General features: G+C 59.5%; 12 protein-coding genes. 3 read left to right on the forward strand and 9 right to left on the reverse strand.

What is annotated here, in order from left to right; genetic code table 11:
* The first annotated feature begins 112 nt into the window (after positions 1-112).
* On the forward strand, positions 113-997 hold the full coding sequence (locus tag AC2FJ6_RS10010) for a DMT family transporter (RefSeq protein ID WP_496668915.1): 885 nt from the start codon (positions 113-115) through the stop codon (positions 995-997).
* On the opposite strand, the gene uvrC is transcribed toward AC2FJ6_RS10010, so the two are convergent.
* The 6 genes from uvrC to AC2FJ6_RS10040 form a co-directional block, all read right to left on the reverse strand.
* Positions 994-2,868, reverse strand: a complete 1,875-nt coding sequence (gene uvrC / locus AC2FJ6_RS10015; RefSeq protein ID WP_170772718.1) for an excinuclease ABC subunit UvrC — start codon at positions 2,866-2,868, stop codon at positions 994-996. The genes AC2FJ6_RS10010 and uvrC overlap by 4 nt on opposite strands.
* A 290-nt stretch (positions 2,869-3,158) precedes the next feature.
* Positions 3,159-3,938, reverse strand: a complete 780-nt coding sequence (locus AC2FJ6_RS10020; RefSeq protein ID WP_170772720.1) for an SDR family oxidoreductase — start codon at positions 3,936-3,938, stop codon at positions 3,159-3,161.
* A gap of 18 nt (positions 3,939-3,956) precedes the next feature.
* A complete protein-coding gene (locus AC2FJ6_RS10025; RefSeq protein WP_170772722.1) occupies positions 3,957-4,919 on the reverse strand; it encodes a calcium/sodium antiporter in 963 nt (320 codons plus the stop codon).
* Positions 4,920-5,087: 168 nt separating this feature from the next.
* Positions 5,088-5,885 carry a S49 family peptidase gene (locus tag AC2FJ6_RS10030; RefSeq protein ID WP_170772724.1) on the reverse strand — a complete coding sequence of 266 codons (798 nt, stop codon included), beginning with the start codon at positions 5,883-5,885 and terminating at the stop codon, positions 5,088-5,090.
* Positions 5,886-5,998: 113 nt separating this feature from the next.
* Complete coding sequence (locus AC2FJ6_RS10035) at positions 5,999-6,760, reverse strand: ABC transporter permease (protein ID WP_170772727.1); 762 nt, start codon at positions 6,758-6,760, stop codon at positions 5,999-6,001.
* Positions 6,757-7,686 carry an ABC transporter ATP-binding protein gene (locus AC2FJ6_RS10040; protein WP_170772729.1) on the reverse strand — a complete coding sequence of 310 codons (930 nt, stop codon included), beginning with the start codon at positions 7,684-7,686 and terminating at the stop codon, positions 6,757-6,759. Before AC2FJ6_RS10040 ends, AC2FJ6_RS10035 begins: the two co-directional genes overlap by 4 nt.
* A 148-nt stretch (positions 7,687-7,834) precedes the next feature.
* On the opposite strand from AC2FJ6_RS10040, the gene AC2FJ6_RS10045 reads away from it, so the two are divergent.
* Complete coding sequence (locus tag AC2FJ6_RS10045; RefSeq protein WP_170772731.1) at positions 7,835-8,944, forward strand: CaiB/BaiF CoA transferase family protein; 1,110 nt, start codon at positions 7,835-7,837, stop codon at positions 8,942-8,944.
* A 62-nt stretch (positions 8,945-9,006) separates the two neighbouring features.
* Here the strand turns inward: AC2FJ6_RS10045 and hemE are convergent, their stop codons facing one another.
* Positions 9,007-10,041 (reverse strand): uroporphyrinogen decarboxylase, encoded by a 1,035-nt coding sequence (gene hemE / locus AC2FJ6_RS10050; protein ID WP_170789633.1) that lies wholly within the window; start codon positions 10,039-10,041, stop codon positions 9,007-9,009.
* 106 nt (positions 10,042-10,147) lie between these two features.
* Here hemE and hemC point away from each other — a divergent pair, with 106 nt between their 5' ends.
* Positions 10,148-11,107 (forward strand): hydroxymethylbilane synthase, encoded by a 960-nt coding sequence (gene hemC / locus AC2FJ6_RS10055; RefSeq protein WP_170772735.1) that lies wholly within the window; start codon positions 10,148-10,150, stop codon positions 11,105-11,107.
* A 216-nt stretch (positions 11,108-11,323) separates the two neighbouring features.
* On the opposite strand, the gene AC2FJ6_RS10060 is transcribed toward hemC, so the two are convergent.
* Entirely contained in the window at positions 11,324-12,604 is a 1,281-nt protein-coding gene (locus AC2FJ6_RS10060) for an aspartate aminotransferase family protein (protein WP_170772738.1), read from the reverse strand.
* Position 12,605: 1 nt separating this feature from the next.
* Positions 12,606-13,709, reverse strand: coding sequence for a mandelate racemase/muconate lactonizing enzyme family protein (locus tag AC2FJ6_RS10065; RefSeq protein WP_170772740.1), 1,104 nt, complete (start codon positions 13,707-13,709; stop codon positions 12,606-12,608).
* Positions 13,710-13,810 lie beyond the last annotated feature (101 nt).

Here is a 13,810-nt window from a genome sequence, read left to right on the forward strand (position 1 = left end):
CGATCACAGGCGGTTGCAGTGATTGCGGTCAAAGGGTCGCAACTTCGGTTCCGCGACTTGGCGCGCACAGTGTTTGCGGCCAGATTGGCGACTGGTGCAAACAGAGCGAAACATGACAACCCACATTCAAACCGACCCCCGATCGAACCTGATCGGCAGCGCATGGATGATCGCCGCAATGGCACTTTTCGCGCTTGAGGATGCGCTGATCAAGGCCGCCTCGGCAGCAATTCCGATCTGGCAGGTGCTGGTGCTGTTCGGCGCAGGCGGTGCAGTGATCTATGCGGTGGTGGCCATGTTACGCAGTACACGGCTGTTTCAGCCGGATGTGCTGTCGCGCCCAATGAAAGTGCGCGCGGTTTTCGAAATCCTCGGACGGTTGTTCTATGTGCTGGCCATCGCGTTAACGCCACTATCCTCGGCCACTGTGATCTTACAGGCCACGCCTCTGGTCGTTGTTGCGGGCGCTGCTCTGGTCTTTGGCGAAACCGTCGGCTGGCGCAGGTGGAGCGCCATTCTGATTGGCCTTGTCGGCGTCGTCATCATCATCCGACCAACCGGAGACAGCTTCTCGGCCCTGTCCATCCTTGCGGTGCTGGGAATGTTGGGGTTCGCAGGCCGCGATCTGGCCAGCCGCGCCGCGCCCGCGTCACTGGGGACCGAGGTGCTGGGGTTCTACGGTTTCCTTTGCATCATAATCGCCGGTCTGGCCTATCGGTTCTGGGAAGGCACACCGATGCAGCCCCTGACCGCGCAAGTCAGCCTGCATATGACCGGCGCAATCATCATGGGTGTCATGGCCTATGCCTCGCTGATGAAGGCAATGCGCACGGGCGAGGTCTCATCCGTCACGCCTTTCCGCTATTCGCGACTGCTGTTCGGGATCGGGTTGGGCGTGGTCATGTTTGGTGAGCGGCTGGACCAGACCATGTGGATCGGGTCGGCGCTGATCGTCGCCTCGGGGCTGTATATTCTGGCGCGGGGGCGGCGGGCCTAACCCTTGTCGTGGAAGAAATCATAGACCTTCTGCGCCAACCCGGCTGAGATCCCGTCCACCGCCTTGAGATCCGCCAGATTGGCTCGGCTGACCGCCTTGGCGCTACCGAAATGGGCCAAAAGGGCGCGTTTGCGTGCCGCACCCACGCCGGGGATTTCGTCCAGAGGCGTCGCCCCAACGGCCTTAGCCCGTTTGGCGCGATGGGTACCGATGGCGAAGCGGTGCGCCTCATCCCGCAGGCGTTGAATGAAATACAGCACCGGATCGTTGCGCTTCAGCGCAAAGGCGCGCTGGCCGATGCGGTGGAATTCCTCTTTGCCGTGGTCGCGGTCCACACCCTTGGCGACGCCGACCATCGGGATGTCTTCGACCCCGTGTTCCACCATGATCTCATGCACCACGCTGACCTGCCCTGCTCCACCATCGATCAACAGCAGGTCGGGCCAATGGCCCTTGTCTCGGTCTGGGTCTTCTTTTTGCAAGCGGGTGAAACGGCGGGTCAGAACCTCTTTCATCATGCCAAAATCGTCGCCGGGGGTCAGATCATCGCCCCGGATGTTGAACTTGCGATAGGCGTTTTTCATGAACCCCTCGGGGCCCGCCACGATCATGCCGCCCACCGCGTTGGTGCCCTGAATATGGCTGTTATCGTAGACCTCGATCCGCTCGGGTGGCGTGTCTAGTTCAAACGCCTCGGCCACACCACGTAACAGTTTGGCCTGCGTGGCGCTTTCCGACATGCGCCGTGCCAGTGACTCGCGTGCGTTGCGCAGGGCTCCGGCGACCAGTTCTTGTTTCTCGCCCCGTTGAGGGACAAGAATTTCAACCTTGCGTCCGGCTTTTTCCGACAGCGCGTCCTGCATCAGATCGGCATTCTCGATCGCATCTGACAGGATCAACTGACGGGGCGGTTCCTTGTTGTCGTAGAACTGACCGAGAAACGCCTCCATCACCTCGGCAGGTGACACATCCGCCCCGACCCGAGGGTAAAAGTCCTTGTTGCCCCAGTTCTGGTTGGCCCGGATAAAGAACACCTGCACACAGGCCTGCCCACTATCCATATAGAGGCCGATCACATCCGCCTCGGCCACGCCGCGCGGGTTGATGCCTTGGCTTGTCTGCACCTGCGTCAGCGCGCGAATACGGTCGCGCAGGCTGGCGGCGCGTTCGAACTCCATCGCCTCGGACGCGGCCATCATCTGTTCGGCCAGTTCTTCCTGCACCTTGGTCGACCGGCCCGACAAGAACCGTTCCGCATCCTTGACGCTTTCGCCGTAATGGCTTTCCGAGATCAACCCCACACACGGTCCAGAACAGCGCTTAATCTGATACAGCAGACAGGGCCGCGTCCGGCTGTCGAACATGGAATCCGAGCAGTTACGCAGCAGGAACGCTTTTTGCAGCTGGTTCAGCGTCCGGTTCACCGCTCCGGCGCTGGCGAATGGGCCAAAATAGGCGCCCTTTTCTTTCTTCGCCCCACGATGTTTCTTGATCTGCGGAAACCCATGATCCTTGGCGACCAGAATGTTCGGAAAACTCTTATCGTCGCGCAGCAGCACATTGTACTTGGGCTTGAGCTGCTTGATCAGGTTCTGCTCCAGCAGCAGCGCCTCGGTCTCGGTCCGCGTTGTCAGAAACATCATCGAAGCCGTCGCGGCGATCATCTTCTCGATCCGCCCCGAATGTCCAGGCCGCGTATAGTTCGATACCCGCGCCTTCAGGTTTCGCGCCTTGCCCACGTACAGAACCCGGCTGTCGGCATCCAACATCCGGTACACACCGGGCGAGCTGTCCAGCGTTTTCACATATCGCTGTATACATTCGTATCCAACGCTTTGGGTTTCGGAGTTCGATTCGTTTTGGACGGTCATGTGCCTGAAATATGATTCCCTCACCATGGCTGCAATCTTGCGCGCCTCAGATCAAGAGAAAACAAATCCACGGTTTCTGTGGATAAGTATGAAGATAAGTTTCCGGGTATCGCGATTTTCCCTTAATTCATTAAGGATTCCTTGATTTGCACAAAAATTAGGCAGTAGTTTAACTATTTGTTTTTAAATGATATTTTTTCATACACAGGACAAGTGCATGAAAAACAATACATTTTTGTAACGCGTTGGTAACAGAAATGAGAGCGGTGCAAAACTTATCTGAGAATTACCTATTCAACGCCCAAAACATCCGGTGTTTGCCAACCAAGATGCTGCCCGCCATCCACGCATAAAAGCTGTCCGGTGACGGCGTGGGCATCCAGAAAATAGCCCAGCGCAGCGGTGATATCAGACGGGTTTGCGCCGCGTTCCAACACTGTGTTTCTTCGCTGCGCGCTAAAGTGATCGGCGCTTTGACGATGTCCCTGCATCGTCGGGCCGGGACCAATCGCATTGACGCGGATCGCCGGGGTCAGCGCCTGCGCAGCGGTACGAGTCAGCGCCCAGAGACCCATCTTGGCGATAGTGTAGGACATAAATTCGGGCGTCAGCTTACGCACGCGCATATCCACCATGTTGACGATCAGGCCGGTCGCCACCGGTTCTCCTGCATCGTCTTTTTCAGGTTCCAACCCTTGTTCAGCCATGGCCTGCGTCAGAACGAAGGGCGCGCGAAGGTTGCTGTCCATGTGGCGGTCCCAGCTTGTTCGAGTGGCCGTCTGAATGTTGTCATATTCAAAGATCGAAGCATTGTTGACCAGACAGGTGATCGGTCCACCCAGCGCCTCAGCCGCGCGGGGCAACAAGGTCTGAACCTGCGCCTCATCCAGAAGATCGGCCTGTAGGGCGATCGCGCTGCGGCCCATAGCCTGAGCCTCGGCCACGACATCCAGCGCCGGTTGTTCCGAGGTCGCATAGTGGATGGCCACATCATACCCGCGCTGTGCCAAATACAGGGCCATAGCCCGGCCAAGGCGAATGCCTGCTCCGGTTACGAGGGCACGGGTCATGATTGGGTCTCCGTAAGGTTAGGCCAGCAATGTGACGATGTAGACCACATACAGCAGGGTCAACAACAGGCCCCACCCGCGGGTGATATCTTTCTTGAAAAAGACGAAGGGGATCAGCAGCAGCGAGGCCGCCAGCATCACCCACAAATCGAAGTGCAAGAATTCGGGATCGACCGGGATGCGCCCGACAAGCGTGGCAATCCCCACAATGGCCAGCAGGTTGAACATGTTCGACCCGATGACGTTCCCCAAAGCAACATCCGCCTGACGGCGCAGCGCCGCCATCACGGTCGTCGCCAGTTCGGGCAGAGACGTCCCAACCGCCACCAGCGTCAACCCGATCACTGTTTCGCTGACCCCATAGGTGCGGGCAATGACCGTCGCGTTGTCGACCAGCAGATGCGCGCCCATCGGTAGTCCGATCAGACCCAGCACAAGATAGATCGAGATTTTCCAATAGGGCATATTCGGATCAGCCTCTTCCAGGCCGTCCAGATCATCATCGTCTGCGCAGGCGTCACCACAGGCTTTGCGGTGTGCATGCGCCTCGCGGAACGCGTTCCACAAGACTAAAGCCAGCGCCGTCAACAGGATGGCCCCGCTGAGCAAGTTGAACACGCCGCAAAAGGCCAACCCGATGAACAGCACCGTTGCCATGATCATGAAGACATAGTTCTTGCGGCTATCACATTCGCTGGTGTGCAACGTGGCCAGCAGCGCAGGCAGGCCCAGCACCAACAGGATATTGGCTGTGTTTGACCCGACCACATTGCCAAGCGCGATCCCCGGTGCGTTTTCCTGAATCGCGCTGATCGCAATCAACAATTCAGGCGCCGAAGTGCCAAAGGCCACAATGGTCAGGCTGACGATCAGAGCAGGCACGCCCAAGCGCAGGCTGAGGTTCACGGCCCCACGGACAAGCGCATCACCCGCCAGCAGCAGGATCAGCAGCCCGAGCCCCGAAAGCAGCCATGCCGTCATGTACGGCCTCCTTTTTCGCAGGCGCAGGGGCCTTTGCCGATCCTGAACCGCCCGCAGCGCGGACACCGGGATGATTGCAGCCTCTTCTGACCCGGAAAGCGCAGCTTTCCGAACATCGCCAACACACCCATGGCGATCAGGAAGAGGGTGACAATCTTGATAATCACGTCACAGACCAAAACGCGCGAAGGCCGCGCGCTCCTCAAGCCCGGCAATCGCGTCCTGCGCCAAAGACGCGCCGAACCGCGACCACAGCGGTTTCCGAAGCCCATAGCGGCGGAATTTGACCTTGTCGCCAAACCGCTCCTGCATTTTGGGTTTCAGATGCGCGATGCCGTCGATCAGACCAAGTTCTTGGGCACGGCGCGCCAACCAGACTTCGCCGGTGAACAGGTTCTGTGTTTCGTCCAGCTTGCCATCACGACGGGCTTTGACATGGGCGATGAAATTTTCGTGAATATCGCCTAAAAGACGCTCGAGCCGGGCAACGTCCTCTTTCTTTTCGGGCGAGAACGGGTCGAGCATGGATTTCGACTCTCCGGCCGTATGCACCCGCCGCTCGATCCCCTGTCGTTTCAACAGCACATGTGCACCAAACCCTGCCGAGATCACTCCGATGGATCCCAGCACCGAACTGTCGTCGGCATAAATCTCGTCCGCCGCAGCCGCCAGCCAATAGCCACCCGACGCGGCTACATCTTCAACAAACGCTATGACAGGAACGTTCAATTCCTCAGATAACCGCCGAATCCGCGCCCCGATCAGCGAACTTTGAACGGGCGATCCGCCCGGCGAATTAACCTCAAGCGCGACAGCGGCCGGTTTGCCTTTGCGAAACGCTTTTTCAAGAACCGGAGCAAGCGAGGTGTCGGACATCGACCCGCGGCCGGCCATTCCGATGGCGCCAGACAGGCGAATAACGGCCACACAGGGTTGTTTTTTGACGAAGGGCAGGCGCAGTTTCATGGGAGCCGATGTAGAGTGCGGCCCACCGGTAAACAAGGGACGGTTTGAACCTTGGATGCGGGAGGGTCACATTTCTCGGCGTCGATGGGCAAAAATGCAACGTCGATCATTGGCTAGCTCCGGATGCGCCAACCGGTTTTGAAAATCCACCAAATGATGCCAAGGCAAATACCTGTGAAGGCAAGAATAGCCAGCAGACTGAACACGATCGGCACGTCAGCCAAACCGTAGAACGACCACCTGAACCCCGAGATCAGATAGACCACCGGATTGAACAACGTGATCGTTTGCCAGACCGGCGGCAGCATCGAGATCGAATAGAACGTCCCTCCCAGAAAGATCAGCGGCGTGACCACCAGCTGCGGCACCAGCGACATCTGCTCGAAGTTACTGGCCCAGATGCCGATGATGAACCCCAAGAGCGAGAAACTAAGGCAGGTCAGCACCAAAAAGGCCACCATGGCCAGCGGGTGTTCGATCCGTAAGTCCACAAAGAACGTCGCGGTGATCAAAATCACCACACCCACGAACAACGCTTTGGTTGCAGCCGCTCCCACATATCCGATCACGATCTCGATGAAATTCACCGGGGCCGAGAGCAGCTCATAAATCGTGCCAAGGAATTTGGGGAAGTAGATGCCGAATGACGCGTTTGATATACACAGCATCACCACTGACAGCATGATCAGCCCCGGCACGATGAACGCCCCGTAGGACACGCCCTCGACCTCTTGAATACGACTGCCGATGGCGGTGCCGAAAACCACGAAATACAACGAGGTCGACAGGACCGGTGACAGAAAACTCTGCGCCAGAGTGCGGAAAAACCGGGCCATTTCGAACCGGTAGATGGCGGCGATGGCGGTCCAGTTCATGCTGGATCTCCTGACACAAGATTGACAAAAATCTCTTCCAGGCTCGATTGCCGGGTCTGCACGTCACGTAACACCAACCCCGCCTCGGCCACGTCGTTCAACAAGGTAGTGATCCCGGTACGGTCGGCATTGGTATCATAGGTATAGACCAGCGAGTCCCCATTGCCATTCAGCGTCAGGTTATGCGCGGCCAGACAATCTGGGATGGCCTCAATGGGTGCGGTCAGCATCACCTCGATCTGTTTCTTGCCCATCTGAGCCATCAAGGTTGCCTTGTCCTGCACCAGCAGAAGCTCGCCCTTGTCAATTACACCGACGCGGTCGGCAATGGCCTCGGCCTCTTCAATGTAATGGGTAGTCAGGATGATTGTCACACCCGCTTGCTTCAACTCGGCCACGATCTCCCACATGTCTTTGCGCAGCTCGACATCGACGCCTGCGGTGGGTTCGTCCAGAAACAGCACGCGCGGCTCGTGGGCCAGCGCCTTGGCGATCAGCACCCGGCGTTTCATACCGCCCGATAATTCCTTGATGGCGCTTTTGCGTTTGTCCCACAGCGACAGCTTGCGCAGAATTTCCTCAATCCGGGCATTGTCGGTGCCATAGCCAAACAGCCCGCGCGAAAACCGCACGGTGTTCCAAACCTTTTCAAACGGCTCCAGCGCGATCTCTTGCGGCACAAGGCCAATCATCCGACGCGCGGCGCGGAAATCCGTTTGAATGTCGTGACCGCCAACCGTCACACTGCCCGAGGTTGGCGTGGTGATTCCGCAAATAGTGGAGATCAGTGTCGTCTTACCGGCCCCGTTGGGGCCCAACAGCGCCAGAATCTCGCCCTGCTCGATATCCAGTGACACGCCTTTCAGCGCCTCAAACCCTCCGGCATAGGATTTCCGCAAATCCCGGATCGACAGAATTGGTGTCATACATATTCCCCGTTCTGGCAGGGACAGTATCGCGCTGCGCCGGAACAGAACAGAGCCATTTCACAAGCGAGGTACAACCCTGCCCGGTCAAAATCCGCCTTGCAATTCTGCCCAGCCCCGGAAACCCTGCCCTGAAAGGGAAAACACCATGCTGACCGGAACACGCATCATCGAAATCGAAGGACTCGGCCCCGCCCCTTTCGCCGCAATGCTTCTGGCCGATCTGGGCGCCGACGTCATCACCATCCACCGCAAAGGCGGCGCAGTAACGCCAGGTATGCCCGAACAATCGCTTTTGGATCGGGGCAAGCGATCCATTGCGTTGGACTTAAAGGACCCCAACGACCTGAGCACCGCCAAACGCCTGATTGCCACGGCCGATGCCCTGATCGAAGGCTTCCGCCCCGGCGTGATGGAGAAGCTGGGCCTCGGCCCCGAACCCTGCCACGAGACGAACCCGAAACTGGTCTATGGCCGCATGACCGGCTGGGGCCAGAACAGCCCTCAAGCGCAGACGGCCGGACATGACCTGAACTACATCGCCCTGTCCGGCGCGCTCTGGTATGCATCCTCCCCCGGCGACGCACCGCAAACACCAGCCACCCTTGTGGGCGATATCGGCGGCGGCGCCATGTATCTGGTAGCGGGTCTTCTGGCCGGGCTGTTGAATGCGCAGAAAACCGGGCAAGGCACGGTCGTTGACGCCGCCATCTACGACGGCTCGGCCCATATGATGAACCTGCTCATAAGCTTGCGGCAGACCGGCAACCTGCATGACACGCGGGGGCAAAGCCTGCTGGACGGCCCCCATTGGAGCCGCACATACGCGTGCTCGGACGCAGGATTCGTCACCGTCCAATGCCTGGAGCCCAAATTCTACGCCGAGTTTCTAAACAAACTGAACCTGTCCGGCGACCCACAGTTCCAACAGCAATACAACCGCGAACTCTGGCCAATGCTCACTAATCGCCTGACCGAGATCTTCGCCCAACACCCACGCGATCACTGGGCACACCTGTTCCATGGCTCCGACGCCTGCGTCGCCCCGGTCCTCAGCCCCGAACAAGCGCTCGACCACCCCATGAACCAAAGCCGCCAAACATGGACGGCGCAAGACGGCACACTTCAAGCCACTGCCGCCCCACGGTTCTCAACCCATGACTGGCGCCTCAGACCCAGCCCCAAACGCGGCGAGCACAGTGACGAAATCCGCGCCGAGATCGAAACACAGCCCGAATCCGCCTCTTCATCTGGCTAAAAATATCCCGGGGGATGAATTGGCCGAAGGCCAAGAAGGGGGCTGGCCCCCTTCCTCCTGGCTTACCGCGCGCGCACCGTATCAATCATCAACTGAACATTCTCGGGATCTGCATCCGGCGTGATCCCATGCCCAAGGTTGAAAATATGCGGTCCTTTGGAAAACGCCTCGACGATCTTGCGCGTCTCATCCACCAAAGCCTGCCCACCCGTCACCATATGAGACGAGGCCAGATTGCCCTGCACGCAGCCATCCACTTGCACATTGGCCGCCGCCCAATCTGGCGCGACCGAGTTGTCCAGCGCCACACAATCCACGCCGGTGGCCTTGGCAAACCCAACATAGCCCTCTCCGGCCTCGCGCGGGAAACCGATGACCGGAATACCGGGATGGCGCTCCTTGATGGCCTGTGTGATCACTCGGCAGGGCTCAACCGCATATTTCTGGAATGCCTCGCCCTTCAGTGACCCGGCCCAACTGTCAAATATCTTAACCACCTCGGCCCCGGCCTCGATCTGGGCCGACAGATACTCGATCGTCGCCAGCGTGATCCGCTCGAGCACCGCCTCGAACAATGCCACATTCCCCTCGCGCAGCGCATGGGCCGGGCCTTGGTCCGGCGTGCCGCGCCCGGCGATCATATAGGTGGCCACCGTCCAGGGCGCGCCTGCAAAACCGATCAAAGTCGTCTCGGACGGCAATTCCCGCGACAGGATACGCACGGTTTCATAGACCGGCGACAAAGTCTCATGAATCGCATCCACGGGTTTCAACGCATCAAACTCGGCCTGCTGGGTGATGGTCGACAAGCGCGGCCCCTCACCGGTGACAAACCACAAATCCGCGCCCAGCGCCTGTGGCACTAGAAGAATATCGGCAAACAGAATCGCCGCATCGAACCCATAGCGGCGGATCGGCTGCAACGTGACCTCGGCCGCCAGTTCGGGGTTATAGCACAGCGACAGGAAATCCCCCGCCTGCGCCCGCGTCGCGCGGTATTCGGGCAGGTACCGCCCGGCCTGACGCATCATCCAGATCGGCGGCACATCCTGCACTTCACCTGCCAATGCGCGCAGTATCTTCTTTGTCTCGGCCATCTTTGCCCCCAATCATCCGGTTTGCGCCACGGGTCGGCCCTCAGTGGCAATTTGTCAAGCTCTGCCCCCATTGTCAGGGCAATGTGACGCGATTAAAGCTTGCGCCATGACACTGACCCTGCCCTCCCCCGACTCACCGCTCAAGATCGGAACACGCGGATCGCCGCTGGCGCTGGCGCAAGCCCATGAGACCCGCCAAAGGCTGGGCACCGCATTTGATCTGTCCGAAGAGGCGTTCGAGATCGTGGTGATCAAGACCACTGGCGACAACCGCGCCATGATCGACGCGGACCGCCCGTTGAAAGAGATCGGCAACAAGGGGCTGTTCACCAAGGAAATCGAAGAGGCAATGCTGCGCGGCGATATCGACATCGCGGTGCATTCCACCAAGGACATGCCGGTGGAACAGCCCGCAGGTCTGGTGCTGGACACGTTCCTTCCGCGCGAGGATGTGCGCGACGCCTTCATCTCGCCAAGTTTGAATTCAATTCACGACCTGCCGCAGGGTGCGACCGTCGGCACCTCGTCCCTGCGCCGCCGGGCCCAATTGCTGAACCGCCGCCCCGACCTGAACGTGGTTGAATTCCGAGGCAACGTGCAAACGCGACTGAAAAAACTGGCAGACGGCGTGGCTGATTGCACCTTTCTGGCCATGGCCGGCATCCGCCGCCTGAACATGGAGGACGTCCCCGCCACCGCCATCGCGCCCGAGGACATGCTGCCTGCCATCGCCCAAGGCACGATCGGTATCGAGCGTCGCAGCGACGATTCCCGCACAGCGTGTATGCTTGAGGCGATCCACGACGCCGAAACCGGACAACGTCTGGCGGCTGAGCGCGCGCTACTCGCGGCGTTGGACGGGTCCTGCGAAACGCCCATCGCGGGTCTGGCCGAACTTCAAGGCGGCCAATTGCGCCTGCGCGGCGAGGTGCTGCGCCCCGATGGATCCGAGGCAATTGCCGAGGAGATCTCCGGCGCGGTGGAGGACGGGGCCGAAATGGGCCGCGCCATGGCAAGTACTCTGCTTCAAAGGGCTGGCCCTGGTTTCTTCGACTGGAAAAATTGAGAAAAAATAGCGGTATGTGATCTAGTTCACTGCCAGCGCGCAGAAATCCGCGCATATTGGGATCACACCGATTGAGAGGTCGGGTTGGTCTCGAATAAGTCGAAGTTTTTTGTAAGTCTGTCCATTTTAAGTGGTATTCGAGGGGGCGAGACGCAACCCTGATATCCGATCAGTTAGGGCCGTTGTCAGCGATGACAGCGGCCCGTTTCCGTTCCATTAACCCGCGCGAAGGATCACCTCGACCGCCTTTCGCACCGCATCGCGTGTCAGCTCAAGATCGGCATCTGTCACGGCCAAAGACGGGTAAAGCTTACCCGGTGACTTGAAGACACCACTCGCCCTTAAACTGTTATTGTAGAGCGCGTTGCGCTGGGGGTCATCGTGACGGGCACTGCGATAATCACGGCAGGGGCTATCGGTGAAATAGATGTCGAAAAGGGTTTCATCCCCGCAGATCTGATGTGGAATCCCCGCGTCGGTCAGGGCATCTGTCTGCATTTGCTGCAGGACAGCACCGGTCGCGCGCAGTTGGTCATAGACGCCGTCGCGCCGCAGTACCTCCATCGTCTTCAACCCTGCAACCGAGGCCACCGGGTTGCCCGACAACGTGCCCAACTGCATCAGCCAGCCACCCTCGCCCACCTGATCCTTGTCGAAATGCTTCATGATCTCGGTGCTTGCACCCAGCGCGGCCAGGGGGAAGCCGCCGCCGATGATCTTGCCCATGGTACAGATGTCGGGGGTGACGCCATATCTCTCCTGCGCGCCGCCGTAGGCTAGACGAAAACCGGTGACGATCTCATCAAAGATCAGCAGGACATTGTGTTTGTCACACAGGTCGCGCAGCCCTTGCAGATAGCCCGGTAGAGGCGGGATGATCCGTTGCAGCGGCTCGACCATGATAGCGGCGATGTCATCATGTTCGCCCAGCAACGCCGCGACAGCGTCCAAGTCGTTGAAGGGCGCGATCAGCATCTGCTCGGCCACGCCAGCAGGAATACCCGCGCTGTCGGGCACTGCTTGCGGGAAGTTGACCTGTCGACTGGGGGCGAGGCTCATTTGCGCCTCGGCGCTCATGCCGTGATAGCCGCCTTCGAATTTCAGAATCTTGTCGCGCCCGGTATAGGCGCGAGCCAAGCGGATGGCGTACATGTCAGCCTCGCCGCCCGAGGCGACAAAACGCACCTGTTCGCAGCACGGCACCGCGTCGATGATCGCCTCAGCCAGTTCGATACCTTTGACGTTGTTGGCGAAAAAAGTCATGCCTTTGGGCAGTTGTTCCAGAACCGCCTCCATCACCTCGGGGTGACCGTGACCCAGCAGCATGGGGCCAGAACCGATCAGATAGTCGACATATTCGTTGCCGTCCTCATCCCAGACATGGCTACCTTCGCCGCGGGCGATGATGATGCCCGGGTCGAAATTGCCAAAACCTCCGGCGGGCAGAACGGCATTGGCGCGGGCGATCCATTCGGATTGTGTGTTGATCTTGAGCATCTCAGGCGATCTCCAATATCGGGGAACCAAGGATTTCCAGGTCAGGCGTCACGCCCAATCCGGGGCCTTCGGGCGAGGCGATGCGACCGTCTTTGCGACTGGGGGCATCCGGGCAGAGGCGCGGGCCCACGTATGAGGACAGATCGCAGGTGTTCATCAGCGAGCCATTCGGGGTCGAAGCCGCGAAATGCAACGCGGCGGCGGTGACGATATCGGACCCCCAAGTGCATTCGGCGCAGATCTCGGCCCCCAGATGCACGGTCAGATCGCGTGCGCGGCGCATTGCTGACAGACCGCCGAACTTGGACAGTTTCAACGCCACCGCATCCATGCAGCCCAGTTCATGCGCGCGGAGCAGCGAGGCCAAATCATGCGCGTTTTCGTCGATCTTCATCGGCAGGCCAGTGGCTTGCCGGACGGCGGCGCAATCCTCCAGCGTTTTGCAGGGCTGCTCCAACATCACATCCAGATGCGCCACGGCGCGGCCCGTGCGTGTGGCCTGCAAGCGCGATGCGCCGCAGTTCCAGTCTCCGTAAACGATAGGCCCTGGCCCCACAGCCTCGCGCACTTTGGTCAGGCGTTCGGCATCGGCCTGCCAGTCGGCTTCAACCCCCAGCTTGACCTGAAACTGGCGAATACCGGTCTGATAGGCGGTCTGCGCGATGCGGGCCATCTCATCGGGGTCTATGCAGGTAATCGAGTGATAGAGCGGCATGTCCTTGCGCGTGCGCCCGCCCAGCAGCGCATAGACCGGCTGGCCTGTGGCCTGGCCGAATAGGTCCCATATGGCAAGATCGACGGCGGATTTTGCGTAGCTGTGGCCCTGTAGAAACCCGTCGAGCTTGCGCATCGGGGCATCGGCCCCGAAGGGCGACATTCCGAGGATTTCCGGGGCCATTTCGGTGATCGCCGCTGGGACGCCATCGGCATAGGCGGGCAGATAGTGGGGAATCGGGCAGACCTCGCCCCATCCTTTAAGGCCAGTATCGGTTTCAAGGCAAAGCACATGGGTTTTGACGGTGGCGCAGGTTTTGCCCTCGGCCATGTGGTAGGTTTCGTGGCTGGTGAGGTCGACGGACCAGAGGGTGATGGCGGTGATTTTCATTCAGGCCGTCCTTGGGGTGTTGATGTCGTGCAGTCTGAGGGGCCAGCCCCTCTCTTGGCCTTCGGCCAATTCATACCCCGAGATATTTCTAGCCAGATGAA

This window comes from Ruegeria sp. CDSA089 (genome assembly GCF_059612205.1).

Bases quoted from the DNA above. Each gene is read 5' to 3' on its own strand.
- AC2FJ6_RS10010 (WP_496668915.1), top strand. From the start codon at position 113: ATGACAACCCACATTCAAACCGACCCCCGATCGAACCTGATCGGCAGC.
- uvrC (WP_170772718.1), bottom strand. From the start codon at position 2,868: ATGACCGTCCAAAACGAATCGAACTCCGAAACCCAAAGCGTTGGATAC.
- AC2FJ6_RS10020 (WP_170772720.1), bottom strand. From the start codon at position 3,938: ATGACCCGTGCCCTCGTAACCGGAGCAGGCATTCGCCTTGGCCGGGCT.
- AC2FJ6_RS10025 (WP_170772722.1), bottom strand. From the start codon at position 4,919: ATGACGGCATGGCTGCTTTCGGGGCTCGGGCTGCTGATCCTGCTGCTG.
- AC2FJ6_RS10030 (WP_170772724.1), bottom strand. From the start codon at position 5,885: ATGAAACTGCGCCTGCCCTTCGTCAAAAAACAACCCTGTGTGGCCGTT.
- AC2FJ6_RS10035 (WP_170772727.1), bottom strand. From the start codon at position 6,760: ATGAACTGGACCGCCATCGCCGCCATCTACCGGTTCGAAATGGCCCGG.
- AC2FJ6_RS10040 (WP_170772729.1), bottom strand. From the start codon at position 7,686: ATGACACCAATTCTGTCGATCCGGGATTTGCGGAAATCCTATGCCGGA.
- AC2FJ6_RS10045 (WP_170772731.1), top strand. From the start codon at position 7,835: ATGCTGACCGGAACACGCATCATCGAAATCGAAGGACTCGGCCCCGCC.
- hemE (WP_170789633.1), bottom strand. From the start codon at position 10,041: ATGGCCGAGACAAAGAAGATACTGCGCGCATTGGCAGGTGAAGTGCAG.
- hemC (WP_170772735.1), top strand. From the start codon at position 10,148: ATGACACTGACCCTGCCCTCCCCCGACTCACCGCTCAAGATCGGAACA.
- AC2FJ6_RS10060 (WP_170772738.1), bottom strand. From the start codon at position 12,604: ATGCTCAAGATCAACACACAATCCGAATGGATCGCCCGCGCCAATGCC.
- AC2FJ6_RS10065 (WP_170772740.1), bottom strand. From the start codon at position 13,709: ATGAAAATCACCGCCATCACCCTCTGGTCCGTCGACCTCACCAGCCAC.